The organism is Streptomyces sp. NPDC048623, assembly GCF_040650755.1.
GTDB lineage: Bacteria > Actinomycetota > Actinomycetes > Streptomycetales > Streptomycetaceae > Streptomyces.
Genome location: NZ_JBEZHV010000003.1, coordinates 110740 through 134901, shown reverse-complemented (window position 1 = coordinate 134901; position 24162 = coordinate 110740). Strand labels below are relative to the sequence as shown.

Sequence of the window (24162 nt, the reverse complement as noted above, 5' to 3'; positions counted from 1 at the left end):
GACGGATCCTTCGGTGCGGGTCGGGGCGGGGGCAGGCAGGCCGGATGCGGGGTCAGCGGCGGCGTGCGGGGCCGACTGCCGGTGTAACCGGGCCCGCGCGGGTGGTGAGCATGGGAGGGGCGGGCCGGTGCCGGCGGGCCTCGGCGAGGCGCTTGTGGTGTGCGGTGACGATGCGGGTGCCGACTTCGACTTCCTGGCCCACGTGTAGGTGGGGTCCTTCGTCGATCTCGAAGCGGGGCCGCGGCACGGGGGCTGGGTCGGCGAGGGCGGTGGCGATTGCGTTCAGCACATGGCCCGGGGCGCGGGGGTCCAGGGATGCTCGCCACAGGAAGCCCTCGGGGCCGTAGGGACCCGAGTTCCGGGCGGCTTCGACCTCCCACCCGCACAGGCCCATGGAGGGGGAGACGCGCTGCTCGGCCACGGTGGTGCGGTCGGGGGAGACGACCTTGTGACCGCCGTCGGCTTCAGCCGTGTGCTTCCAGCCGCGCTCGGCGAGGATGCTGGCCACGTCATCGGAGGCGTTGTCCGGTGCAGGAAGCACGAGAGCGTCAGTGAGTCCGGCGATGATCTCCACGGGGGCGTCGCCGCTGAACGAGGCGTACCAATGGCCCGGTCCGAGGGTGCTGTGGACCTTCCACCAGCCGTGGAAGTGGTGAGGGGATGGCTTGAAGACGAGCTCGTGCTCACGGTCGGGGCTCTTCATGCGGATGACCGGGTGCAGGGGATCGGAGTGCACGGTCCAACCGGCGGCGCACAGAGCGTGGGTGATGTGTCGGGGATCGCCGGGGCCTGCCAGGTAGCGGGGCGAGACCGGCGAGCCGAGCTTGCCCAGGTAGTCGTCGGTGAAGGCATCCAGCTGGAGCGAGTCGATCACGGAGGAGCTCCTCCTTCAAGTGTGGCCTATCGGGTACGGGCTCCGCCGCTCGTTGCGTACGGGCGGATGGGAGCGGGCTTGCGGGTGCGGGCACGGGCGGCGGCCCAGGAGTTGCGCCCCCAGGTGGCGGCGCGGGCGGCGGTGATCCGGGCCTGCTGCCAGGAGCTGAGCTCCGAGGGCCGCACAGAGACAGAGGTGACCTGGATCCACTTCGAGGGCGGGACGTGTCCGCGGGGGCGCATGGCCGGCTGAGGGTCGGCGAGCGCGGCGGAGAAGTTCTCGATCAGGTGCATCGGGGTCGTGGCCGAGAAGACGGCGTCCCAGGTCCGGCCGTGCTCGGTGCGGGCTCCGGCCCACCAGTGGGCCTGCCCGGGCCCGTTCTGGTGGAACTGCAGCCAGGCGTTGCGGTCGGGGCTGATGGCGGTGAAGTGCTGGTCGCGCTCGGTCTCCCACCGCTGCTGCTGGAGAGGCGCCCACGGGTTGGGAGCATGGGCCGAGCGGTCGCGGGTGAGGGCATCGGTGAAACCGGCGACGATCTCCACCGGCGTCTGCCGGGTGAAGGTGACCTGCCAGCTGGGCTCGGTCGCGGTCGGCTGGCCCTGGATGTGCCAGCCGCCGGGCTGCACGGCGGGGTCGTACACGACGCGCACCAGGTGGTCGGCCCGGTCGAAGACGAGCGGTCCGCCCGTGACGGAGCGGTCCCTCCAGCCGGAGGCGCGCAGGAACTCGCTTACGTGCCGGATGTCACCGCCGCCGGCCAGATGCCGGGGCTCGACGAGGTAGTGCTGCTCGGCCTGGTCGCCGGCGCCCCAGGTGGGGTGGTGTCGGCGGCTCACCGGTGCCTCCGTACGACGAGCGGCACCGGCGCCGGGGGCTTGACCAGCGCGGTGGTGGAGGGAATGCGGGCCGCGGCGAGGGTGTCGAGGTGCTCTTCGAGGTCGAGGCCGATGTCATTGAGCTCGTTGGCGGCCCGGCCCAGGGCGAGCCAGACCTCCGGAGACAGCAGCCCCTGCGTGGCCTGCTGCTGGGCGAAGCGACTGGCGGTCGCGGCCAGGGTGGTGAACGCGGCAAGGGCGCCGTGCTCGGGGTCGAAGACGTCGGCCAGGACGGCCACGGTGTCGGGTGCCGTACCTGGCTGGGTCAGGTACGCGTTGAGGTGGCCGAGGCGGGTGGCGATGCTGCGGGCCTGGTAGGCGCCATAGGTACGGGGGGCGGGCTGTTGATTCAGGGCGTGGCTCCAGTGGCGGGGATCGGTGTGAGCCGGGGTGCGGTCAGCGCCGGGGACCGGGTGTGCCGGTGGCCGGGGGCGGCGGAGGCTGGGAGGGATCCGCAGGTGGCTTCTGCGAAGTGCGGTGGGCGAGCATGTTCTGGGCGAAGGCGGTGACGTCGAGTTCGTCGGGGTCGATGTTGACGTCGAACCCCGCGATCAGGAGCGGGAGGATCACACGGGTGGCGAGCTGCCGCTGCGCCTTCTGACTCAGACCCTCGGGGGTCTCGTGCCAGGTGTAGACGGGCCCGTCGGTCACCTCCTGCCGCCGTTCCAGACCGGACGCGTCGAGCCGGGCGAGGAGTTCCTCGGCGGCGCCGGTCCTGGTGACGATGTGGAGCCGGTCGGGGTGGCCGGCCTTGCGGTAGATCTCGACGTCCGTGTTGTTCTCGTCCGCGAGGTTCAAAGGGTTCTCCAGGAAGAAGACGGGATTACGGGCCCGGGCGGCGTGCAGGCCGCTTTGTGACTGCGGCCGGTGGAAGGGGGGAGGCCGGTGCGGCGGACGCCGGCGAGCGAGCTGCATGTGTGCGCAGCTCTTCGATCTCCCGGGCCTTCCTCGACAGCACGTCGGTGACGTCCATCAGGCGTTCAACCGGCCCACCGTCCACGGGCTCTGCGGGCACCTGGTTGCCCCAGGACGTCCAGACGGAGACCAACACGTCCCGCAGCCGGGGCAGCACTCCGGCCTCGGGTGCGGAGATCTCGGCGAGGACGGCGGCAAGTACCGGTCCCTCGGCGGTGCTGCGGGCGAGTTCCGTCAGGTACGTGAGGTATCGATGGGCGGCTTCCCGGTCGCCGTCCTGGGTGGCGAGGACGTTGAGACTGGGGTCCAGGAAGGTGCTGTATCCGGCGGCCAGCAGCGCGTACGAGGCGGCGGTAGCCCCCAGTCGCTGCTGCTCGACGGGCATGGTGACCGGCTGCCGGTGGTAGTGGATGCTGGGGCCCGGGTGGCGGGTGAAGCCGCCGGTCGTCTGCAGGATGCCGGCCGCCCGCTGGTCCCCGCCGATCGCGAGGACGAGCTGAGTTCGCGCGTCGCGCGTGATGGTCACGTAGCGGGGGAGGAGGAACTCGGGTTCCTCCACAGCGGAGTTCATCGCCTGCGCGCGCTGGACGGCGTGACGCGGGCGGGCAGCGGGCTCGCTGTGGCTGGTGCCGGTGGAGCCGGATGCCGCATTCCGACGCCGACGCCGAGCTCGGCGAGCCGGGCTCCGAGGCCCCGCACGGACTGCGCCTGCACGGCGGTGTCGTCGCCAGGCAGGACGAGCCGGTCCTGGCGGCTGTCGTGGACGAAGCCGTGCTCGGTCAGGAGCCGGGCCAGTGCCACGGATTCGGGGACCGGGGTGGTCAGGTCGTCATCCGCCCAGGTGAGGTCGATCTGCTCGGGCAGAGGAGCCTCGAGTGCCGCGGCGTTGCGGCGGGCGTGCGCCACGGCGTCGGCGTAGCGGGGCAGCAGGTGCAGGGTGGCGGCCTCGGCGGCGTGGAACGGGTCGGCGGGGACGGCGAGGCCGTCGGGCTCGCGGACTCCCGCATACGCGGCGTCGGGGAGACCGGCGGGGGCCAGGGCGGCGACGAGGAACCCTTCGGGCTGGCCGAGGTGGTCGATGACGAGGAGGCGGGTGTCGTCGTCGGTGCGGGTGAGGACCGCGCAGTGGGCCACGCCGTGGGTGGAGATGGAGTGGGCGGTCTGGTCCATGTCCCACACGGTGGCCGTGAGGTGGTCGTAGTCGGCACCGCCGCCGTGGTCGGGGTGGTACTGGCTGGTCCACCGGCCGGGCAGCTCGCCGGCGAGGATGGTGGCGAAGGATTCGAGGTCGCTGGGGTCGGTGTCGTGCAAGGCGGTCCTTGGTACGTGGGTCACGGCCGCCGGGCCGGAGGCGGGGCGGGCGGCCGGGGCGGCAGCGTGGTGACGGGGCAGGGGCAGTGGACGGACGCTTCGCGTTCGTTGTCTGCGACTTCGCTCGGGCAGGGGCGGCGCGTGGGGTGGTCCTCGTGCCGGTCGGCGAGTTCGTTGCGCAGCCGGTGGAGCTGGGTGGCGACGATCGCGAGGTGGTGTCCGGCCAGGCCGCGGACGGTGGCGGCGGTGTGCCGGTCGTCGCTCCGGTCGAGAGTTTCGAAGAACTCGTCAACTGCGCCGAGGACTTGACCGAGTCCTGCGAGTGCACCGTCGTGGGCGGCGGTCAGCTCGGTCAGGACGGCGGCAGCGTCCTGGGTGGTCGTGGCGCGCCGCAGGTTGTCGGCGAGGGCGGCGACCCGCGCGCCGAGGGGCAGGTAGTGCTCGGTGTGCTGGTCAGTGTCGAAGGGTGCGTCGCAGGCGACCCAGTAGCCGACCGACCGGAGTGCGGAGACCGCGGCGGTGGCGAGGGTCTCTTCGGCTGTGTTATCGAGGCCGGTGGGGGCGCGGTGGTACTGCTCGTGCTGGCGGAGCACGTGGATGAAGCCGTTTCGCTGCAGGATGCTGTGGGCTTCCGGGTCGCCTCCGTGGGCGAGGACTTCGCCTGAGTGAGGATCGCGGCGCAGGTCGATGTGGCGGTCGCTGAGCGCCAAGCAGGGTCTCCTTATACGAGGGGCCGCGATGCCGTTCGTGCCGCCGGGGGTCGGGCCGGTCGGCGCGGTGCCGGCCGGGGTGCGGTCGGCGTCGGTCGGAGTTCGTCGGCGGTGGTGGTGAGGTCCTGCTGAAGGTCGTGCATGCGGCGGGCCAGCCACTCCAGACGGTGACCCGCCTCGCGGCGGTGGGCCTGCGGATGCCCGACGAGGAGCTGGGCGTGCAGCTCGACGACACCGCGGGCGCTGGCCAGCGGGGCGGTCACCTCTGCCAGGGGGGTGATGCGGTCGGTGCGGATGGCGAGCGCTCCGGGGGTGAGCAGGCCGAGGTCGCTCTCCAGCCGACGGGCCTCGGCGGCCACACGGCGTGGGAAGCCGGCGGGCTGTCGCTGCCAGGTGCCGTCGAGCCGGATGAGGTTGGCGATCAGGTCGAGACGGTGTGGACGCACCTGGAGGGCGACCCACCTGCAGCCCTGGCTGTCGCCGGGGATCTCGATGCCGGCGGCGCGGGCGATGCGGTGAGCGACCTCGGACCACTCCCGCGGGTTCAGCGGCCGGTCTTCGGGCGCTAGGCGGACGGCCAGGTGGAACACGGCCCGCCGGTCGCCTGCGGGGCTCTCCGTGAAGGGATGCTCGTGCAGGGGATCGGAGAGGTGCTCGGCCCAGTCCAGCACCGTCCACGACTCTGGTTCGCCGGCAGCCGTGTACGCGTCCAGCCCCGGCCAGTAGGCCACGATCGTGTCTGCGGCGAGCTCTTCTTCGTAGGGGAGCGGGGTGCCGAGCACGTCGTCGCCGAGCACGGGTCCGACGTCAGCCGTTCGCTCGGGGACGCGGATGATCACCGGCCGGCCGCCTTCGCGTCGGAGGCGTGGACGAGCTGGCCGAGGTCGGTCACCCGGTACCAGCCGAGGTCGACCTCCTCCGTGCCGACGATCTTCGGGAGCAGGTAGTCCTCCAGGGCGCGCAGGTAGATCAAGCAGTCGGGGCACCGCTTGGACAGGTGGACGAGGTAGCGGGGGTGGGCCGTGGTAAACGACTGCGCGCCGCCGAGCGGATTGCGCACCCGCCACCCGTCCTCGTCGGTCGGGGTGTGCCAGGAAGGGGCCACGACGGTCATCGCGTCACCCCACAGCTCGCCATCGGCGACACCCTTGATCACCACGACCTGGTCGCCGGGGGCGAAATGGGCGTGGGTGATGTCACGGTCGGAGGTGATCGTGTCGACGGGTGCGAACGCGGGGCGGGTGGGTTCGGGCACGGTGAGTCCTTCCGCAGAAAGCCGCAGGTGGCGTTGGGGGGCAGGACTCCATGGTCTGGAAATCGGCCGGTTAGGCTAACCGGCGAACGTGCGCTATATATGTGCGGCTTCGCCTCAGGGCGGAGGCCGTGGAGTCGGCTGTCAGCGGTGCGGGTTCTCGGTGCCGATGTCGTCGCTCGTGGCGGCGTCGAGCAGCTCGGGGAGGTCGGTGCCTTCGGCGTCTCGCTGGTCGATCCACCATCCGGCGCGGCTGATCGTACGGATCTTCTCCTCCAGGACCGCCCAGTCCGCCTCGTCCCAGGTGCCTTCGCTGACCAGGGCCGTGTAGGCGGCGGTGACCAGCTGGAACCGGGAGCGTTCGCCCCAGGCCAGGGCCCGCTCGGGTCCTTCCAGCGGCAGCATCTGGAACTGCTCGGCCCACTGGGCGGCAGCGGCCTGTTCTTCCGCGCGTCGGGTGGCGAGCCACTGGTCCTTCGCGGCGGTGTCGGCGTCGCGGGCGGCCTTCCAGCAGTCGGTGCACTCGCGGCCGGTGAGCCAGCGGGCAAACCCTGCCCGGCGGTCGGCCGCCCGGTCGGCAAGGTTGTGGGTTACTTCGTGTCCGCAGCTGTGGGTGACGGTCCAGACGGTCTTGACGGGCATGAACGATTCTCCTTCGTCAACGATTGTGGGAGGTGGTGTGGAGGTGCGGCGGTGCCGCCCGGGTCGGCGGCGGGGGCCGAGTACGGGCCGGGAGAGCGCGAAGACGGCGGTGGCAAGAACGGCGCCGGCGGCAGGGAGCGCGGACAGGCCGAGGACGTGGCCGGTGAGGTTGCCGGCGAGGACGGTGCCCGCGGCCTGGCCGGTGCCGACGGCGAGGATCAGCCACGAGTACGCCTCGGTAGTCCGCGAGGCAGGGGCGAGAGCGTCGATGGTCTCGAATCCGCAGGTGATGACCATGGTGAGGAACAGCCCGGGAAGAGCGGCGGCGACGATTGCCGCCTGAGGGCCCGGCTGGGTCAGTAGCCCCAGCCACCCGGCCGCGAAGAGCGCTGCAGTGCAGACGAGTTGGGTGGCGGGTGCGGCACGGCGGGCGAGGCGTGCGAAGAGCAGGCCGCCGAGGAACGAGCCGGTGGAGAACGCGGCCGGCAGTGCACCGGTGAGCCAGGCGGTGTGGTGGGTCTCGGCAATGGCGGCGGCCCAGACGCCCAGCCCGCCCAGGGACAGACCGAGGGCAGCGAGCCCGGTGCACAACAGGACCATGCCGCTGCTCGCGAGTCGCTGTCGATTCGCCGGCTGGGTGGTCTCGGAGGGTTCGGCGTGGCGGGGGCGCCAGGTGCGCGAGGGTGGGGAGGTGAGGACAGCTGTGGTGCCGACGACGCCGAGCGCGGAGGCCGCGGCCAGGGCGGCGTCGGCGCCGAAGGCGGCGGCGAGCCAGGTGGCCAGGAGCGGGCCGGTGACGTACATGAGGCCCTGGGATCCGGTGTCGAGGGCCTGGATGACTTTCCTCTGGCCCGGGTCGGTCACGACGCTCGGCCACAGGGACCTCAGCCCCGACTCCAGCGGGGGATTGGCGAGGCCGGCGAGCGCGACGGCGGCGCCGATCGCCCACGTGCTGCCGTCCGGACCGATGACGGGCAGGGCGAGCAGGCTGCTGCCGGCGATGACGGCGGCCGGCGCGCTCACACGGGTCTGCCCGTGACGGTCCATGAGCCGGCCCTTCACCGGCTGGGTGATGCTGGCAGCCAATCCGTAGACGGCGGCGAGCAGGCTGGCCGTCGTCAGCGACCCTCCGCCGCCCGTGACCCAAAGGACCAGGGAGACGGCGACCATGCCGCTGGGCATCCGGCCGGTCAGGGTGCCGGCCAGCAGACGGGTGACGTGGCGCGTGCCCAGAACGGCCCGGTAGGTCACGGGCGGTGGGGCGAGAGGGCGTTCGGCCAGGAGCAAGGAGGGCGGGAACTTTCAGGGAGCAGGTGGAGGCTCGCCGGCGGCCCGTGCTGGAGTCAGAGTCGGCGCGGGACGCGGGGCGGGGCGGCCTGGGTGGGTGGAGGCGGCGGGGCGGCCCTGACGGCGGGCCGGGGCTTGATGTGCCGGGGTTGCGGGGTGCGGTGCGGCGGCAGGACGGCGATGGTGTCCTCGAAGGCGGTGAGCGCCTGGCGGAGCTGGCGGTCCAGGAGGTCGGTCTGGACGAGGAGGCCGCGCAGCCGTACGGACAGGTCCCGGCCTGCGACCGTCTCGGTGGCGAGCGCGAAGTCGGCGCATTCGCCCAGGAGGTCGGAGAGCTGGGAGAGATGACGGGGGGCGGCGCCGTCGCTGACGACGTGGCTGAGCACCTCGGCGACTGTCTGGCTCTGCGCGGCGTCGGCGACGTCGTCGATGAGGTCGGCCAGCGCCGGAAGCGTCCCCGGGCTGCGGGGGAACCGTCCGCGCGAGTGCAGCACGCCGGGCTGGACGGCCGGCGGTAGGGCGGCCAGGGCTTGGTCGTAGGTGTCGTACCGGCCCAGGACGCGCATCGTGGCGCTGTCGACGTCCCCGGCGATGACGAGGGCGCAGTCCTCAATGGGCTCGTCGAGATCCGGGACACCGATGACGGTGAGCTGCCGACCGGCCGCGTCGTACCGGCTCTCGTACAGGTACATCATGTGGCGACGGCGGACATCGTGGGCGTGCGCAGTCCACCGTGCTTCCTCGGCGGCGGGCAGTTCGGGGCCGGGCGGCGGCGGGGCGTCCTGGACGGCGAGGTCGCGCAGGAGCCTGGCCCGTCGGGCCCAGGTGACCTGGCACTGCCGGATGGTCGCCCGGTCGACGCTCGTCTCGCCCGCGAGGCGGCGGCGGGCCAGGTCTGCGGCGGCTTCGAGGTCGTCCACAAGCAGGCTCCACCCCGACACGTGCCGGGCGGGCGGCTGGAACTCCAGGGCGGCACGGGCGCGGTCGATCAGAAGCCCCGCATGCGGCAGGAGGGTGGCGAACTCCGCTTCTTGCTGGCGGTGTTGTTCTGCCACGATCTGCCGCTCCAGGGCGACGTGCTCGGGCCATCCGGTGCTCGCCCGGGCGCGCTTGACGGCCGCATCGGTGTGCACATCGATGGCGGCGAACCGCTCGGCGTAGGACGTCAGCGCGTTGAGCGCCGCACGGGCATCGGTTGAGGCGAGAGCGCCAGAGCTGGTGAGAGGCTGCGTCACCGGCGCCTCGCCTTGGGCTCCGGCGGGGCAGATGCAGAGGGCAGAACGAGCGTCGGGCTCCCGGCACGGCGTTTCTGAACGGCGGCAAGCTCGACGCCGCCGATGGTGCGCAGCGAGAGGTCGACCAGCCCGTCGCCGCCTTCCACGAGCCACCAGCCCAGTGGGTCGGGGTGAGCTGTGACGGGCCTCGGCCCCGTGTTCGTGGTCGGCGCCGCGGCGATGTCCTCCACCTCCTGGAGGAAGGCCGTCTCGTGCTTGTTGAGGGTGCCCAGTTCGCGGATTGCCGCGATGACGTGCGGCGCGGTGGTGGTGAACCGGGCGTAGGCGTCGACGAGGTGCGCGGGTGCGGGGTCGGGGATGGTGCCGGCTTCGTAGGTCTCGTGTGCCCAGGCGAGGTCGTCCGACAGGTCGGCAGCGTGCGATTGGAGGACTGCGCGGGTGTAGGCCGGCAGGAGTCCGGTGCGGACGAGGTGGGCGGCGGCGGAGGGGGTCGGCTGCACGGTCACGCCGGGCGGCGCGGGGGCGATGGTAGGGCCCGGGATGTGGCCGGGCTGGAGTGCGCCGACGTGGTAGACGTCGAGGTGGGGGTCCTTGACGAAGGCGAGTTCGGCTCCGTCGTCGCGCCTCAGGATGGCCGCCTGCGCCACCCGGTGGTCCGCCAGTGTCCGAGCGATGGGCCCGGAGCTCCACAGGCAGGCGGTGAGGTCTTCCTGCCAGACGGGGAGCGAGTAGTTCTCGACGCGGGCGGTCCACTGTCCGGGCAGGTGCTCGGTCACGTCGAGCGCGAAGTCCCCGATGTACCGGTCACTGCTGGGGGTCAGCCGTAGGTCAAGGGCTCGCTCCGCAACAGTGCGGAGGGTGAGCAGAGTCTCGCGGGCATGGGCGAGGTCGGACAGCGGCAGGGCCAGGTGGCCGGCGTCGGTCTTCTTGAACCCGGAGAGTTCCAGAGCCTGACGGGCCCAGCGCCAGTTGCTGCCGTCGACGAGGCCGACGATGCCGTCGCGGTCGCTGGTGAACAGGGTGATCTGGGTGTTGGAGCCCACGACTTCCCGGGAGTTCAGGGGCAGGGTCCTCTCGGTGAGAGCGCCCGCGCGAGGCGGGCTCGGTGTGGAACGCGGTGAGGTGGTCGACGCCGAGCTGGTAGAGCTGGCGGTCGGCGATGTCGAGGAGGTCGCCGACACGCAGGTACCGCTCCGCGAGCACGGGCTGACCGCGCTCGCGGCACCAGCCCCCCGCAGTGCGCAGGACGTCCCGCAAGACAAGGAGCGGGCTCGTCGCGGTGCCGGTCAGCGCGTCGAGGATGACGTGGACCTGGGCGGCGGACCGTTCGTCGGACAGGTGCTGTGTCCAGGCCCGTACGGACTCGGCCGGGTCCGGCAGCGCGAGGTCGGCGAGGAAGCGGAGCGTTTCGGCGCGGGCCCGGCGGCGCAGCTCCGTGCCGGACGGAGGCGGTGCAGCGGTGGCGGTCACCGGCTTCGTCCCGGCTCACTCGGTGCGGCTGCTGGCACGGGGAGATGAGCCTCGTACTCGCGGGTTCGCGCGTGGTTGAGCCGGTGGGCGAGGTCCTGCAGCTTCGCCGGGACCTCGGCGGTGACCTGCATCCTGCGGTCTGCGGACGAGGTGACGTCGGGTGCGGCGCGCAGGCGCAGGGCGATGCGGTCGACGTCGATCTCCACCACCCGCAGGACGCCGCCGAGCTCGGCCAGGCGCCGGGCGTTTCAAGACGGGCGAGAGCCGGTAGTTATAGCTGTTGGGGTTCAGCATCTCGGGGTCGAACGGGTCGATGGTGATCTCGCCGGCCTCGACGGCCTCGCGGATGGCGGCTCCGGTGAGGATCACAGGGCACTCCCGAGCACCGGGGCGCCGACGTACGTCTGCTTCAGCAGCCGCCGCTCGCCCAGGGGGATGCTGCTCTGCCCCTCGCCCAGGGGCATACGCCCGTGGGCGTAGCGGTACTGGTCGAAGACGAGCATCTGCCCAGGCCGCAGGCGGCACGTCGTACGTGCCGCGTACGCGGCACGTACGAGCCGGTCGAACGCGGTGGCCACCGGCTCGTGGTCGTCGTTGGTGATCAGTTCGCCGCGCTGCAGGTGCGGGAGCATCTTGGCGGTGAACCGAACGGGCGCGTTGCCGAGCTGGTGGGGAATGACCGCGAAGGTCTCCAGGCTCGTGCCCACGCCGTGGACGTCCTTGTCGGCGAAGTACGAGAAGACGGGGCGGCTCAGTAGCTCCCGGTCCTCCTCGGTGAGCATGTCGGCAGCCAGCCACAGGTCGGCCAGGGCGGAGGCCCCGCCGCCGAGGGGGTCGTCGCGCTCGCAGTACAGGGCGATGTAGTGGGGGAGCCCGGCGCGGTCGACGAGGTCCAGGTGAAGGCGGTTCTCTCCGACGCCGTGGGTGCGGCCGGGATCGGCGTCCTCCCGGACCGACAGCTCGCTCCAGCAGCCGTCGCCGGGGTAGACGGCCAGGATGGGGCCGAGGGACGAGAGAAGGCTGAGGCCGAGCTCCAGGTTCCGTTCGTGATCGGTGCCGTCGAAGGTCACCAGGGCCCGACCGGCACCGGGACCGGTGATGCTTGCGGCGAACTGGCGCGGTGCGGACGGACCGTGGGTCAGCTCGCGGCCGTCCAGGAACAGCAGATCGGTCATCGGGACTCCCGAACGAGGTCGATGAGGAGGCCGTGCAGGGAGCACGGCGGATCGAGGGGGCGCCAGGCCACTGCCAGGCGCTCGGCCAGGTAGCGCGTGGTGGTGATGGTGGTCTCGTCGACGGCATGGGCGTTCGAGCAGGCGACGGTGTCCTCACCCAGCTCGCTGGCGCGGTCGATGAGAGCGTCCAAGCGGTGCGGCCGGTCCAGGGTCACCAGCTCGCTGTCGAACGGCGCGCAGGCGAACAGGTCCCCGCGGGTGACGCCAGCGGGCATGCCCTTGCGCAGGGCGTAGGTGTTGAGAAGGAACGCGTCCACTCCGGGAGCGGAACGTGCGTGTTCGCCGAGTGCGGCGGCGACATCGCGCCGGTCGGGCAAAGGGCGGGGGAGGGAACCGAGCCGTTCACCGGCCCACTTCCCGAACGCCGTCACCTCCTGCTCCAGGCCGTCGTCCGCCGTCGACGGGGCCGGCGATTCCAAGACGGCCTGCTGCGGTCCCTCGGGACGGAGGAGGAGGCGGAGCAGCCCCGCCCCGTTCGCCGGTGGCTTGGCGACGTGTCGCCCGCCCTTGGACCAGAGGGACCAGGGGGAGTGGCAGTGGGAGGCGACGACGACGTGAATCGGCCAGTCGGCTTCCTGGTCGGCAACATCGCTGAGGAACCCGGAGTGGCTGACGCCCACCACGACCTCCGCCCCCTGGGCCCGCAGGGGCGCCGCCTGCGCGGCGAGGAGGTCCGCGGTCGGGGTAGTGAACTCGAACCCCTCGCGTTCCGCCGCGGGGATCGCATCGAACGCCTGCCGGCCCATGTAGCCGACGATCCCGACACGACGCCGGGCGCCGGCGAGTACGAGGCCGGCGACCCAATGCCCGCGGAAGTCCGGGTGGGGGCGGACATTCGCGCACACCACCGGCGGGAAGGCCGCCGGATCCTGCAGCCGCAGCAGATCGGCGAAGTCGTGGTTGCCCGGTACCACGGCGTCGTAGAGGTCGGTCAGCAGCCTCTGCTCGACGCGACCCTGAGAGAAGGTGTGGAAGGCGCTTCCGCCGAAGAAGTCCCCGGCGTCGATGACCAGTGCGCCGGACGTCTTGGCCGCGCGGACGGCCGCAAGGACGGCACGTCCCTCGGGGACCGCGGAGTGGAAGCAGCCGGTGGCGATCAGCTCCTGCACGGCTCGGCCCTCACGATCCGCACGACGCGGAGCACCATGGGGGCCGGTGGCCAGAAGTCGCCGCGCCCGATGCCGTCGACCTCCTCGACACACAAGGTGCCGCTGTCCTCGACCGAGAGCCGCGTGGCGCCGGCGCTGGGCAGAACCACCAGACCCCGCACCACCTTGGGCGAGGAGAAGACGTGGCGGATCAGCGCGACCGACAGCTCCGGGTCGAACGGCATGATCGAAACGAGGGAACTGCCCTCGCTGAGACCGGCGGTCAGGTCGAGCTGCCGCACGTCGCCGATCGTGACGACGGCCCGCTCCTCGAAGCCGTGGAGCTGCTCGGTCAACTGGGCGAGCAGCCGGTGGTCCTTCTCCACGGCCCAGATGCGGTGACCCGCGGTGACGATGGCCCTGGACAGCGTGCCCAGGCCGGCGCCCACTTCGAGAACCTGCGACTCCGCCGGGAGACTCCCGCGTTCCAGGAGCTGCGCGGCGGCCTCAGGGTGGCGGAGGAAGTGCTGGCCCAGGTCATCGCGAACCTGGAAGCCATGGGAGGCGAAGCGGTCCGCCGGAGCCGGAACCGTGGGAGATGGATGCTGCATCTGCGGGAATCCCTTCACGACGCATCCGAACGGCGCCACCAGAGGCGAGGTACGGATGAGAGAGGCCCTCAGCGCGGAGCGTCGACTCGCCGACCACGGTCGGCAGGCGCTAGGTCGCTGGGTGATCGAGTGTCGGTCAACTTGCACTCTGAAAGAAGCAGTTGGCGGTAGTCCCGCCGGTAGTCCCGGTCCTCCGTCGCTACGCTTCGTCCGAGCACTGCTGATTGGATGACGGCGTGTCTGACAACCCTCACCCGCTCGCGGTGGCACGGGCCGCGCGGGCGATGACCGGCGTCGACCTCGCCCGCGAGGTCTGCGCAGCGGCTGAGCGCCGGGGATTTCGGTCCGGCGTCGACAAGCAGCGCGTCCGCAAATGGGAAGCGGGTGTCACGCCCGACCAGGAGAACCAGCTGTACATCGCCGAGGCGCTCGGTCTTCCCCCCGAGATCGTCGACGCGAAGGCGTGGCCGAACTGGCTGCCTGCCGTCGGCATCGTCCCCCTCGGCCCCGCCAGCACCGTGCCGGCCCTGCGAGAAGCATTGAGAGCATCGATGGACCGATCCCGCCGAACTGTCCTGTCCGTGATTTCGGGCACGGCATTGATCACTCTGGCTGGCACATGGGCCGCCACCGACGCGTGGCTGGACGCAGCCGAACACGCGCCCGGTGGCAAGGCCGTCGGAGAGGAGCTGGTTGCCCTTCTGGAGGAGGCCAGTGACCGGTTGACGACCCTGGCCGTAGAGGACCGCCAGCACACCGCCGCCTTGATCGAGGCCCACCTGGCGACCGTGACCGACCTCATCGCAGGCGGACGCTACTCCCCGCAGCTCGGTACCCGGCTCCACGCCCTGGCCGCGAGCCTCTCCCAGACCGTGGCCTGGCACCGCTTCGACCACGGCCGCCACGGCGAAGCCGCGCGCTTCTGGGTCGCTGGCCTCCACAGCGCACACGCCGGCGGCGACCATGACATGGGGGCCGCTCTCCTCAGCGATCTGGCCTACCAGGCGTCTTGGCGTAACGACCCGCGGACGGCAGCCAGCATTCTGGAACGGGCGCTGACCCGCACCCACCATCCCGCCGCACGTTCGCTGCTCACCCTCCGCCTCGCCCGGGCGCTTGCCGCCGACAACGAGGAGCGGGCCACGATCCGCGCGTTGCAGGCTGCCGAGAAGCTGCTCGGCACCTCGGCAGCGGAACCTATGCCGGCCTGGTGCTCCTGGCTCTCCGAGGCGGATCTCGCCGTGGATTCCGGGCAGTGTCTTCTGGACCTCGGGGACGTTCGCCGAGGCCACCAGCTCATCCGCGAGGGCCAGCAGCTCCTTCCCGCGAGGCGAGACAAGACGCGCGGCGTGTTCCTGACCTACCAGGCAAAGAGCCACCTCGACCTGGGGGAGCCCGAACGCGCTGCCTCGGCCGCCATCGAGTCCCTGGACCTTGCTCAGCGCCTTGGCGCCCCGAGATGCGTTGAACTCGTGCGAGGACTCGTTCCGCAGTTCGAGAAGTTCCGCGACGCTGCCGGAGTAGGCGACCTGCTCGCCCGAGCCCGGGCGTAGACGCCACAGGCGACCCCCGTCCGCTCCGCTCTCGCGCGGATCCGCTCCGACGGAGCCTCTGCGTAGCAGGCGACCCGGCCCGCTTCCCTCCGCTCTGAGCCGCCGAGACGGCGATCGGCCACTCATGGGGTCCCAAGCTCCTGGTCCAACTCCTCCAGCGTGGGCGGCCTGTCGCCGATGTACGGGGTGATCGGCCAGACCTCCCCGCGGAGGTCACCACCGTGGAGCGGCAGCGGGGCGGTCTGATGGGCCGGGCCCGTCACAGGGGACTCGTACCGGTACGTACGGATGCTGCTCGCCGTGGCGTTGGCCGCGTCGTGCTGCGGCTGCTCTTCGGCGTACGGCTCCAGGTCTGGCACGGACGCGGCGGCGAGTCCGCGGGCGCTGTCGATCTCGTCGGCGACCAGGCTTCCGGCCAGGGCGAGACCGACGGCGTTCATGCCGAGGATCACGAGACCGGGGACGCTTTCGAGAAGATCGAAGCCGGACCACCCGATTCGGGTGGTGGGGACGGGTAAGCGTGCCTTTCGGTGTGTCACGGCTGCTCCTTTCCGGAGGCGGGGTTGAAAAGGTTGGGCAGGAGGCCCCAGAAGGCGGCCAAGGCGATGAGGTGCGGGTCGGTGCGGGCTCCGCACCGTTCACGCAGCTCGTCGACGTGGTCGAGGAACAGGCCAGTGGACCGCAGCTCGGCGGGGAGGTGGTCGTCCGCGGCGAGGCCGGCGAGGACGCGCAGGACGGCGAGGTCGGCCGGGGTGACCTCGGGGGCGAGCATCTGGACCGGGGGCGGGGAGAGATGGCCGCCTGCGAGCAGGGCGGTGGCCTTGCGGGCGGCGGTGGGTGCGCCGAAGCGGCGGCCGAGCCGGTTCAGTTGCTGGCGGACGGTCCCGACGGGCAGTTTCAGCTCCTCGGCCATCTGCGTGTCCGATGCCCCGGTGAGCAGCAGTCGCCCGACCTTCAGTTGGGCCGGGGTGAGCGGGCGCGGCTTGGCCGGGGCGGCGACGCGGGCCGGTGCCGTGCTGGCGAGCGGCGGTTCTGTCTGCGCGGCCGGGAGAAGCGGGCCGTTCAGGACCCGGTGAAGGTCGGCGGGCGATGTGACGCCCTGGCCGGGAGGCACGGCCCAGTGGACGTCCCGGCCGCCGGTCGTCGTCAGCGGAGGGATGCCTATGGGCCTGCCCTTTGGCATGACCCGGACACCGTAGGGCCAGTCGTCCGGAAGGATCGAGCCGTGCGGCAGCAGGAAGTGCCACGTCTGCGTCGTACGGTTAGCGAGGACGGGGCCGGTGCGCGGTCCCAGCGCGGTCAGTGCCGGACGGGCGAGGTCGGCCGGGACGCGGACCGCGGTGAAGTCCTCGCCACAGCGAGCGGGAAGGGTCTCGCTGCTGCCCGACGTCCAGGGAGGCATGTCCCAGCGGCCCAGGAGCGAGCGGGTGTGGGCCCGGGCCGTCACGACTTCGCTCCCGCTAAACGAGGACTGCTGAAGGCGTGGAGGCCCGCGAGTGCGGCGGTCGCGCCCAGGTGACCGACATGGCTGAACGCCTGAGGGAAGTTGCCGAGCTGGCGGGCGTCGCACGGGTCGTACTCCTCGGCGAGCAGGCCGAGCCCGTTGCGGACGGCGAGGAGGCTGTCGAGGACGGTGCGGGCATCGTCGGGCCGGCCGATCAGGGCGAGGGCCTCGGCCAGCCACCCGGTGCAGATGAGGAAGCGTCCTTCGTCCCCGGGGAATCCGTCGGCCCCGACGTCGTCGCCGGCGGTGCGGTAGCGGAGGACGAACCCGTCGTCGGTGCCCAGCTCACGCTGGACCGCCTCGATGGTGCCGATCACCCGCTTGTCGTCAGCGGGCAGGAAACCCACGAGCATGGCGTGCAGGAGCGAGGCATCCAGCTCCCGCGACCCGTACGACTGGGTGAAGGTGGCGAGGTCGTCGTCGAAGCCCTTCTCGCACACCTCGGCGTGGATCGTCTCGCGCAGCGCCCGCCACCGCTTCAGCGGCCCGTCGGCGTGGCCGGCCTCGATGGTGCGGATTGCCCTGTCGAAGGTGGCCCAGGCCATGATCTGGGAGTGGGTGAAGTGGCGCTGCGGCCCGCGCATCTCCCAGATGCCCGAGTCGGGCCGGTCCCAGATCTGCTCCAGCTCCTCGGCGAGCGCGACGATGACCGAACCGAGCCGCGGGGCCCAGCTGTTGTCCGCCTGGGCGAGTTCGTGGAGCTCGACGGAGAGTTCGCCGTAGATGTCGACCTGGAGCTGGTCCGCTGCGGCGTTGCCGATGCGGACCGGCGCGGACCGCTCGTATCCCGGCAGCCAGTCCAGCTCCCTCTCCGGCAGCTCCCTCTCGCCGCCGACCCCGAACATGATCTGCCGCTGGTCCTGGCTGTGGCTGGCCTGCACGGCCCAGCTCGCCCAGGCGAGCGCCTCGCGCAGACAGCCGTACTTGCGCAGGACGCCGGCGGTGAGCGCGCCGTCCCTCAGCCAGGCGTAGCGGTAGTCGTAGTTTCGGACGCCGCCGATCTCTTCCGGCAGGGAGGTGGTCGGCGCGGCCACGATCGCGCCCGTCGGCTCGTAGACGAGGGCGCCCAGCGTGAGCAGGGAGCGGACGACCGCCTCGCGGTCGGGGCCGGAGTAGGTGCATCGCTCCGCCCACGCCTCCCAGAAGTCCAGGGTGAACCCCAGCAGGGCGTCGTCGGTGGGGACGGGCGGCGGGCTGTCCACACCCTCCCGCCAGCAGAGGCCGTAGGTGACCGTCTGGCCGGCGGTGACGGTGAACTCCGAGAGGAGGTCGGCGCGGTCGACGTGCACGGGGACGGTGGTGTCGAGCCACAGCCGGCCGCCGTCGTGCTGCGGCAGGTCGATCGCGTGGCGCCCGTCGAACTCGACGATCCGGGGCATGGTTGCTCCGTAGCCGGGGCGGGCCCGCAGCAGCGACCGCATCGTCATCGTGCCCGAGAGCCCTGTCACGACCCGCACCAGACGCGGGGCGCCACCGCCGGGCACCATGAAGTCGCAGACGACCGCGCTCGTGGTGCCGTGGCTCCACGTGGTCTGCAGGACGAGCGAGTTGCCCGCGTACTGTCGGCTGGAGGCTGGGATGGTGGTGCCGTCCATCAGCGCGGTGGGCGCGATCTGCCAGAATCCGTGGTCCTCGGTGCCCAGGAGGCTGGCGAAGACTGCAGCGTCGTCGAACCGCGGCATGCACAGCCAGACGATGCTGCCGTCCCGGCGGACCAGGGCACTGCCCTTCTGATCGCCCAGCAGGCCGTGGTCCTCGATTCGCGGGCCCACGATCGGCACGCGGTTGACCGTGTGCTGGTGGGGGATGGCGGGGAGGGCGCTCACGCGGCCACCGCCTCGGTCATGGGGCGGTGCGGGGCGATGATCCGGCCGTCGGGCAGTAGCTCGCCGGTGTCCTCAAACAGGAGTACGCCGTTGCACAGGAGGGTCCAGCCCTGCTCGAAGTGGCTCGCGGTCGGCTTGGCCGCCTCTCGGTCGGGGGAGTTGGCGGACGGGCAGGGGGTCGGGTGCTCGCACATGGGTGAAGTCCTTGCTGGAGATGAATGGGGAGGGGGAGTCAGGCGCGCTGCGGGAGGCAGAGGCCGGCCTGCTGATACGGCCGGACCGGTGCGATGCCGGGCTCCCGGGCCGCCACCGACAGCGGAGGGCCCCAGCTGACGCGGAACGGGTCACCCGGGCGCGGGGGCTTGGCGATCCACAGGGGTGCGAAGCCCGGGCGGCCCGAGAGGAACCGAGCCGCGGCGTTCGCCGCCTCCTGGTCGGGGACGTCGAGGTGCCGCGTGCGGTGGAGGCCACCGGCCGGGCCCGCGAGGCGGTAGCCACTGAGAAGCGGCACGATCACCCAGCGCCCTGCTCCCGGCTGCAGGGCTTCGCCGTGCATGCCGGCCAGGTCCGCCGCGAACGGTGTCGGGCCGAGGATCTGCCGCTGCCAAGCCCGTCGGACCATCGAGGCGCGCGACGTGGCATCGAGCTTGGCCCGGGCCGTCTTCAGCAGGTACTGGGCGTGGTAGGGCTTCAGGCCCTGACGTCGTGCGTACGCGCTGACCGATCCGCCGTCGGCAAGCGTGCGGACCAGGCCGTACGCCTTCGCCTCCAGCAGCAGCGGCTGGAGCAGGGCGGGGACGGGCATGGCGCCGTGGCTGTAGCCGTGGTCGACAAGCTGCGGCCGAACCACCGTCTCCAGCTGGAAGTGGCGCGCGATCCGGGAGAGGCGGTACCGCAGGCGAGCAGCGGATTTCAGACCGAGCCGGTCTGCCACCTCCAAGTCTCCGTACCCCTCGGAAATCAGCTCCAGGACCTGCCGCTCCAGGTGCGGCAGCGGCGACTTGGCGAGCGCGGGCACGCGGACGCTCACGCCGCACCCGCCCCGTTCGCGCCTATGGCGATGCGCTGCCTCCAGCCGGTCGCAGCCACCTGGCCACCGGCGGACGGGACAGCGGCGTGCCCGCTGGCGCTGACTTCCACCAGCTCGGTCGCGGCCAGGTCCACGAGCGCCAGGCCGACGTACGAGGCCGGTACCCGCAGCGCCTTCGCCGGCGTGCGTCGGCGGATGCGGGCGAACGGGGTCAGGGTCCCGTGTTCGATGCGCTGCTGGATCTCCTGGGCGACCGAGCCGACGGAGAGGCAGGGAACGAGCGTCTCGCGCAGGGCTCGCAGCATCTCGCGGCCCAGGGCGGCGAGGAGGCACGCCTGGGACCAGGTGCCCCGGATGCCGTGGGAGGACGGGGTGAGGGCCGCGATCCACGCATCCCACCGGGCCCGGTCGGCCTTCGAGTCGCTCGCGGCGTTTCGGGACCTGGCCAGGCGGAGCCACGGCTGGGTCGAGGCGTATACGAGACGGTAGGCGTCCTCGACGGCTGCAGCCGACACGTTCGTCCGCCGGCCTTTCACCGACCGCAGCCGACCGATGTCCTCCGTCAGCATGGCTGCGGTCTGCAGGGCGTCGGGGTTCGTCGGCTGTCGGCGGCGAACCAGAAGGGAGGCGATCACTTCACGTCCAGGGGAGAGGCGGGGAACAGGGAGGGGGACGGCCGCGCGGGACAGTCGTCCGTGGGCGCGTTGCCGGGCTGCACGTTGCACGGCACCGCGTGGGCGTCGAGCCGGGGATCGCTCAGGTCCACGGGTGTGACGGCGTTCAGGTAGCGGATCAGCGCTGTGGCGACCATGGAGGCGAGGTCCGGGTCGTCAAGGGCGAGCGTCCGCTCGACCGGCTGCGGCCGGTCGGGCGGGTAGTAGACGCCCGCGACACCGACCAGCTCGGCGTGGCCGGCCCACACCGCCTCGTGTTTCCGGCGCAGTTCGGGGCACCTGGCTGCGGACGCGCGAGCGTGGAACAGGCAGGTGGGCGGTTCGATCACGTTCTCGCCCGCCTCCCAGTCGCGTGCCGGGTCGTCCTCTGTGCCCTCGGGCACGGACAGAAGCCACAGCACGCCCAGCGACGACCGGGTGGCCGGACCCATGCCGATCTGGCACCGCAGCTCGGCCATGGCCTTGCGCTGCTGGAAGGGGTTCACGTCCGCGTACCGGGGAGTTCCGGTCGCGGTGCCGGAGATCCGAGGCCACAGCACTCCCATCTCTCGGTCCTCGGGTCCCTGGTGGTGAATGCCTTCGGGGGCGAGGCACACGGGAGGTATGTCGACGCTCTGGTCGCTCCACAGGGCTACGGCGGGAACCAGCTCCAGCTGGGGCCGGCGGTTCACGAGGGATCCGCCAACGTCCGGACGAGCGCGGCCGTCAGGGCCTCGGCCTGCTCGGGCGACAGCGGCTCGACCGCCAGGATCTCCTCGTGGCACGTACTGCACAGCTGACCACGGGAAGGGAACGCACTGATCCGGATCCGCTTGCCGCCGAGCCGGTCCTGCAGGACCTGAGCGACACGATCGGCCAGTCCGTACAACTCTGCCCCGTAGGTGCTCAGCCCCTCAGGGCTCTCACCGAGCGCGCCGAGGACGGTACAGACGTCGTCCAGGGTGAGCAGCAGGGCCCACACCATGCCCGCCCGCGCTTCCACCCTGTCGGCATAGACGCACCGGTGCGCGGCCAGCACCCGCGCCAGCCCTCGCGCGACGAGGACCGGCTGCGGCATCCGGTCGAGGACCAGGCGGACCAGCCGATCGGCGCCCCTGAGGTCGAAAAGCGTCGTGCGCACACCGGGGTAGGCGAGGTTGGCGGAGCACCGGTCCACTTCCGCCGTGATCCCTGCGTCTGCCAGGGCCTCACGGACGATGCGGACCGTGGTGACGTCGCTCGACTCCGTCTCGGGCAGCCCCAGGATGGGGCCGTGGTACGAGAGCACCGACAACCGAGAGGGCAGTTCGAAGGACACGACGTGGCGGCCCGGAGCATCGGCCAGAACGTCCTTCAGCCGTTCCTGGACGGCCTGGAGCTGAGCGGGCTCGGACTTTGGTGATGAGCGATCAGGGGAGCTGTCGGTCATGGTGGGCACCGTGGGTCGGGTATCGGGGTGGAAGCGGCGGGAGGCGTACGGGCCGGCGACGGCCACGAGCGCGAAGAGCACCAGCACGACAAGACCAGCCGGGGCAAGGCAGGGCATTCTGGTCTCCTTCGCCGATGGCTGTTGGGGGCAGGAGATGAGGGAGGGGCCGACCGCCGCTGTTCGGGGTCGGGACGGACCACTCGGCGGCCGGGGCGACACACACTCCTGTCGGTGCGCCGCCACCCCTCACCCGTGATTCCGGATCACCGGTTGAAGGGCCCCGGTCTGGAGTCGCCGGCGGCGGAACCAGCGCCGGCGGACACTTCGCACGTTCTTGCAGCCGACCGTCCTGACGTAGCGGCGGTCCGGCTGTGGCCCAGGTTCGACGTCAGCCGAGTGTGGGGGTATCGCTCGTCATGGCCCGCGCGAGGTCCCCAGCCGTTTCAAGAGGGCGTCGTCGGCTCGCGCGTTCAGCACGCCTGCTCCTGGAGTCGAGTCGAAAGCCGGGCCCATGTGGTGCGGTTCTCGTTGCAGGTGCCCCATTCGCGGGCCAGCCGCGTTACCAGGAGAAGTCCGCGGCCTCCTGTCTCCGTGCCCACGACGGCCTTCACCTGGGCCGGCTGCGAGTTCCCATCGGTAACCTCGATCAGCAGCTCGTTTCCGGTGACCTCGATACGCAGCCCGACAGCCTCGCGGGTGTCGACGCCCCCGTGCAGGATCGCGTTCGTCACCAGCTCGGACACGATGAGGACCGCGTCGTCCGCCACCATCGCGGGGACACCGCCCCACCGCTCCAGCGCGCTCGCCGCCACCCGCCGAGAGGTCTTGACGTGCGTGGACTCGCTGGGCAGGAACACCTCGACGGTGTTCCGGAGCGGTGCAGCGGCCGACGCCGAGCGTCCGGTGCTCCGGGGGAAATACTCCTGTGCCACAGGGGACTCCTTGGCGTATGAGGCGACGGCAGCGGTCGTCGTGACCAGACTCGGTTGGGCGCGGAGGTGCCCACGGGCTCACGAGCCAGGACCGTCAGGTGTCGTGGCCGGCGAGCGGCTTGTGGTCTCGGGAAGCCCGAGGAGGGCAAGAGTTGCCCTCGTGCGCCAGGAGCGGCAACCGTGACGGTTCACGTATACGTGACTGGCTTGCGTGACGCTTCACGTATTCCAGGGCCGTACTTGACGGAGCCGCGTTTTCTTGACGCAGAGCGGACAGCATGTCAGTACGCTGGTCGGCGAGTTCGAAGGGAATCAACTCCATGCGACGTGGTCCTGGACCTCATCGTCCGTCCTGCGCAAAGCGGTTACGTGAGAGCGGTGCCGAACGCGGACACTCAACGGACGAGATCGTCCGCACGATTCAGGCGCACTGCTCCGTCTCCCCCTTGCGCGCACAGCGTCTGGCCAAGGGCCTCACCCTGGCCGAGGCAGCGGACCAGATCCGCGAGCTCGTCTCTGACCTGGACAGGGGCCCCCGGGTCACCGTGGAACAGCTGCGGCTCTGGGAAACGGGAGGGCATCAACCGCTTCGTTCCACCGTGCTCGTGCTCGCTGCCTTCTATGGCTGCTCGCCCGGTGATCTGGGCCTGGAAGACACCGAGGCCGTCGCCAGCATCGTCCTCCGGGCAGAGTCCCGGCATGGGCACCGCGCCGCGGTCACCCCCATGTCCGCCGTCGGCGAGCGGATCCCGACGGCTGCCGAGCACCTCTCGAACAGGGTCGACGCCGCGCGGCGTGCGGTGGACCGTACCCTCGCCTCCGCGACGGTCAACTCCAGCCAGCTGGACCACATCGACGAGATGGTCCTTTGGGCCAGCCAGGAGTACATCTCCACCCCGCCGACCCTGATGCTCACCCGCCTTCTCGACCTCCTTGCCGAGGTTGAGGAGTTGGCCGCATACCGACAGCCGGCCGCCATCCAAGTTCGGCTCTCGGAGCTGACTGCGATGCTTTCCACTCTGACTGCCGACGCGCTCATGAAGCTCGGCGACCTCACACGGTCGCGATCCTGGTACGCCACAGCTCGTACCGCCGCAGACGACAGCGGGAACGCGGAGCTTCGAGCTCGCGTCCGCGCCCAGGCCGCGATGCTCCCCTTCTACTACGGTCCGATCACCCACGCGGTGAACTTGTGCCGGGAGGCCAGGTCCATCAGCAGCAGATTCCGAACCAGCGCCACGCACGCCTTTGCCGCGGCAGCAGAGGCTCGGGCTCTGGCGAAGCTGGGCGCCACGGGCGAGGCCGAAGCTGCTTTGCGCTATGCGACGAAGGCGTTCGAACAGTTCGGCGGGGACTCGGCGGACGACGCGTTTGCCTTCCCGGTGCGCCGCTACCTGCTCTACAAGAGCGGGACTCTGACGGCTCTCGGGCACACGCGCGAGGCACGCCAAGTACAGGAGGAGGCGCTCACCCTCTACCAGGACAAGACGGGAATCGACCCCGCGCTTCTCCGTCTCGAAGCCGCCATCTGCTACGCACGGGAACGAAGCCCCGACGAAGCGTGCCAGCTGGCCGGCGTAACCTTCCTGCGGATGGACCCCGCCCACCGCACACCCATCGTGGAGGAAAGAGCCCGCGAGGTCGTAGAAGTCCTCCCGCCGGCGATACGGACAAGCCGAGTGGCACGCGAGCTCCTCGAGATCATCGAGCTTCCGCCAGGCCGGATGTGA

Annotated in this window: 27 protein-coding genes; 3 read left to right on the top strand and 24 right to left on the bottom strand. The window is 71.4% G+C overall.

All coding sequences use genetic code 11. The features are described from left to right. Window positions 1–52 precede the first annotated feature (52 nt). The 12 genes from AB0C73_RS05805 to AB0C73_RS05750 all read right to left on the bottom strand — a co-directional run bounded on the left by AB0C73_RS05805 (window position 53) and on the right by AB0C73_RS05750 (window position 10144). Window positions 53–874 carry a DUF317 domain-containing protein gene (locus AB0C73_RS05805; RefSeq protein ID WP_362525025.1) on the bottom strand — a complete coding sequence of 274 codons (822 nt, stop codon included), beginning with the start codon at window positions 872–874 and terminating at the stop codon, window positions 53–55. Window positions 875–900: 26 nt separating this feature from the next. Continuing rightward, the gene (locus tag AB0C73_RS05800) at window positions 901–1710 is read right to left on the bottom strand and encodes a DUF317 domain-containing protein (protein ID WP_362525022.1); all 810 of its coding nucleotides are present in this window, start codon (window positions 1708–1710) and stop codon (window positions 901–903) included. After that, a complete protein-coding gene (locus AB0C73_RS05795) occupies window positions 1707–1988 on the bottom strand; it encodes a hypothetical protein (protein WP_362525019.1) in 282 nt (93 codons plus the stop codon). Before AB0C73_RS05795 ends, AB0C73_RS05800 begins: the two co-directional genes overlap by 4 nt. A 157-nt stretch (window positions 1989–2145) precedes the next feature. After that, window positions 2146–2547: a hypothetical protein gene (locus tag AB0C73_RS05790; protein WP_362525017.1), complete on the bottom strand. Its 402-nt coding sequence runs from the start codon at window positions 2545–2547 to the stop codon at window positions 2146–2148. Window positions 2548–2572: 25 nt separating this feature from the next. Next, window positions 2573–3235, bottom strand: coding sequence for a hypothetical protein (locus AB0C73_RS05785; RefSeq protein WP_362525014.1), 663 nt, complete (start codon window positions 3233–3235; stop codon window positions 2573–2575). Then, window positions 3232–3975, bottom strand: coding sequence for a hypothetical protein (locus AB0C73_RS05780; RefSeq protein ID WP_362525012.1), 744 nt, complete (start codon window positions 3973–3975; stop codon window positions 3232–3234). The genes AB0C73_RS05785 and AB0C73_RS05780 overlap by 4 nt, the downstream gene beginning before the upstream one ends. Window positions 3976–3995: 20 nt before the next feature. Continuing rightward, entirely contained in the window at window positions 3996–4685 is a 690-nt protein-coding gene (locus AB0C73_RS05775; RefSeq protein ID WP_362525010.1) for a hypothetical protein, read from the bottom strand. 11 nt (window positions 4686–4696) lie between these two features. Then, window positions 4697–5524, bottom strand: coding sequence for a relaxase/mobilization nuclease (locus AB0C73_RS05770; RefSeq protein ID WP_362525007.1), 828 nt, complete (start codon window positions 5522–5524; stop codon window positions 4697–4699). Next, window positions 5521–5940: a hypothetical protein gene (locus AB0C73_RS05765; RefSeq protein WP_362525005.1), complete on the bottom strand. Its 420-nt coding sequence runs from the start codon at window positions 5938–5940 to the stop codon at window positions 5521–5523. The genes AB0C73_RS05770 and AB0C73_RS05765 overlap by 4 nt, the downstream gene beginning before the upstream one ends. 141 nt (window positions 5941–6081) lie before the next feature. Beyond that, window positions 6082–7830, bottom strand: a complete 1749-nt coding sequence (locus AB0C73_RS05760) for an MFS transporter (protein ID WP_362525002.1) — start codon at window positions 7828–7830, stop codon at window positions 6082–6084. A gap of 92 nt (window positions 7831–7922) precedes the next feature. Further along, complete coding sequence (locus tag AB0C73_RS05755) at window positions 7923–9101, bottom strand: hypothetical protein (RefSeq protein WP_362524999.1); 1179 nt, start codon at window positions 9099–9101, stop codon at window positions 7923–7925. Then, window positions 9098–10144 carry a hypothetical protein gene (locus AB0C73_RS05750; protein ID WP_362524996.1) on the bottom strand — a complete coding sequence of 349 codons (1047 nt, stop codon included), beginning with the start codon at window positions 10142–10144 and terminating at the stop codon, window positions 9098–9100. Before AB0C73_RS05750 ends, AB0C73_RS05755 begins: the two co-directional genes overlap by 4 nt. Window positions 10145–10223: 79 nt before the next feature. On the opposite strand from AB0C73_RS05750, the gene AB0C73_RS05745 reads away from it, so the two are divergent. Next, a complete protein-coding gene (locus AB0C73_RS05745) occupies window positions 10224–10619 on the top strand; it encodes a hypothetical protein (RefSeq protein ID WP_362524993.1) in 396 nt (131 codons plus the stop codon). A gap of 317 nt (window positions 10620–10936) precedes the next feature. Here the strand turns inward: AB0C73_RS05745 and AB0C73_RS05740 are convergent, their stop codons facing one another. From AB0C73_RS05740 to AB0C73_RS05730, 3 genes are read right to left on the bottom strand one after another with little or no spacing between them, the layout of a single operon-like run. Then, window positions 10937–11746 (bottom strand): TauD/TfdA family dioxygenase, encoded by an 810-nt coding sequence (locus AB0C73_RS05740; RefSeq protein ID WP_362524991.1) that lies wholly within the window; start codon window positions 11744–11746, stop codon window positions 10937–10939. Further along, window positions 11743–12915 carry a metallophosphoesterase gene (locus AB0C73_RS05735; protein WP_362524988.1) on the bottom strand — a complete coding sequence of 391 codons (1173 nt, stop codon included), beginning with the start codon at window positions 12913–12915 and terminating at the stop codon, window positions 11743–11745. Before AB0C73_RS05735 ends, AB0C73_RS05740 begins: the two co-directional genes overlap by 4 nt. Next, on the bottom strand, window positions 12903–13505 hold the full coding sequence (locus AB0C73_RS05730) for an rRNA adenine N-6-methyltransferase family protein (protein ID WP_362524986.1): 603 nt from the start codon (window positions 13503–13505) through the stop codon (window positions 12903–12905). The genes AB0C73_RS05735 and AB0C73_RS05730 overlap by 13 nt, the downstream gene beginning before the upstream one ends. Before the next feature lie 236 nt (window positions 13506–13741). On the opposite strand from AB0C73_RS05730, the gene AB0C73_RS05725 reads away from it, so the two are divergent. Further along, on the top strand, window positions 13742–15058 hold the full coding sequence (locus AB0C73_RS05725) for a helix-turn-helix transcriptional regulator (RefSeq protein WP_362524983.1): 1317 nt from the start codon (window positions 13742–13744) through the stop codon (window positions 15056–15058). Window positions 15059–15180: 122 nt separating this feature from the next. Here the strand turns inward: AB0C73_RS05725 and AB0C73_RS05720 are convergent, their stop codons facing one another. From AB0C73_RS05720 to AB0C73_RS05680, 9 genes are all read right to left on the bottom strand, one after another. Then, the gene (locus AB0C73_RS05720; RefSeq protein ID WP_362524981.1) at window positions 15181–15597 is read right to left on the bottom strand and encodes a hypothetical protein; all 417 of its coding nucleotides are present in this window, start codon (window positions 15595–15597) and stop codon (window positions 15181–15183) included. Continuing rightward, entirely contained in the window at window positions 15594–16505 is a 912-nt protein-coding gene (locus AB0C73_RS05715) for a hypothetical protein (protein WP_362524979.1), read from the bottom strand. The genes AB0C73_RS05720 and AB0C73_RS05715 overlap by 4 nt, the downstream gene beginning before the upstream one ends. Then, entirely contained in the window at window positions 16502–18334 is a 1833-nt protein-coding gene (locus tag AB0C73_RS05710; protein ID WP_362525589.1) for a glycoside hydrolase family 15 protein, read from the bottom strand. Before AB0C73_RS05710 ends, AB0C73_RS05715 begins: the two co-directional genes overlap by 4 nt. Before the next feature lie 50 nt (window positions 18335–18384). Beyond that, a complete protein-coding gene (locus tag AB0C73_RS05705) occupies window positions 18385–18582 on the bottom strand; it encodes a DUF5999 family protein (protein WP_362524978.1) in 198 nt (65 codons plus the stop codon). A gap of 38 nt (window positions 18583–18620) precedes the next feature. After that, window positions 18621–19418 carry a DUF6302 family protein gene (locus tag AB0C73_RS05700; RefSeq protein WP_362524976.1) on the bottom strand — a complete coding sequence of 266 codons (798 nt, stop codon included), beginning with the start codon at window positions 19416–19418 and terminating at the stop codon, window positions 18621–18623. Further along, window positions 19415–19933: a hypothetical protein gene (locus tag AB0C73_RS05695; protein WP_362524974.1), complete on the bottom strand. Its 519-nt coding sequence runs from the start codon at window positions 19931–19933 to the stop codon at window positions 19415–19417. Before AB0C73_RS05695 ends, AB0C73_RS05700 begins: the two co-directional genes overlap by 4 nt. 116 nt (window positions 19934–20049) lie before the next feature. Continuing rightward, complete coding sequence (locus AB0C73_RS05690) at window positions 20050–20637, bottom strand: hypothetical protein (RefSeq protein ID WP_362524971.1); 588 nt, start codon at window positions 20635–20637, stop codon at window positions 20050–20052. Between the two features lie 122 nt (window positions 20638–20759). Next, complete coding sequence (locus AB0C73_RS05685; protein ID WP_362524969.1) at window positions 20760–21617, bottom strand: hypothetical protein; 858 nt, start codon at window positions 21615–21617, stop codon at window positions 20760–20762. A 353-nt stretch (window positions 21618–21970) separates the two neighbouring features. Continuing rightward, a complete protein-coding gene (locus tag AB0C73_RS05680; protein ID WP_362524968.1) occupies window positions 21971–22432 on the bottom strand; it encodes an ATP-binding protein in 462 nt (153 codons plus the stop codon). A gap of 446 nt (window positions 22433–22878) precedes the next feature. On the opposite strand from AB0C73_RS05680, the gene AB0C73_RS05675 reads away from it, so the two are divergent. After that, window positions 22879–24162, top strand: coding sequence for a helix-turn-helix transcriptional regulator (locus AB0C73_RS05675; RefSeq protein ID WP_362524965.1), 1284 nt, complete (start codon window positions 22879–22881; stop codon window positions 24160–24162).

Bases quoted from the DNA above. Each gene is read 5' to 3' on its own strand.
- AB0C73_RS05785 (WP_362525014.1), bottom strand. From the start codon at position 3,235: ATGAACTCCGCTGTGGAGGAACCCGAGTTCCTCCTCCCCCGCTACGTG.
- AB0C73_RS05740 (WP_362524991.1), bottom strand. From the start codon at position 11,746: ATGACCGATCTGCTGTTCCTGGACGGCCGCGAGCTGACCCACGGTCCG.
- AB0C73_RS05730 (WP_362524986.1), bottom strand. From the start codon at position 13,505: ATGCAGCATCCATCTCCCACGGTTCCGGCTCCGGCGGACCGCTTCGCC.
- AB0C73_RS05705 (WP_362524978.1), bottom strand. From the start codon at position 18,582: ATGTGCGAGCACCCGACCCCCTGCCCGTCCGCCAACTCCCCCGACCGA.
- AB0C73_RS05690 (WP_362524971.1), bottom strand. From the start codon at position 20,637: ATGGGAGTGCTGTGGCCTCGGATCTCCGGCACCGCGACCGGAACTCCC.
- AB0C73_RS05685 (WP_362524969.1), bottom strand. From the start codon at position 21,617: ATGCCCTGCCTTGCCCCGGCTGGTCTTGTCGTGCTGGTGCTCTTCGCG.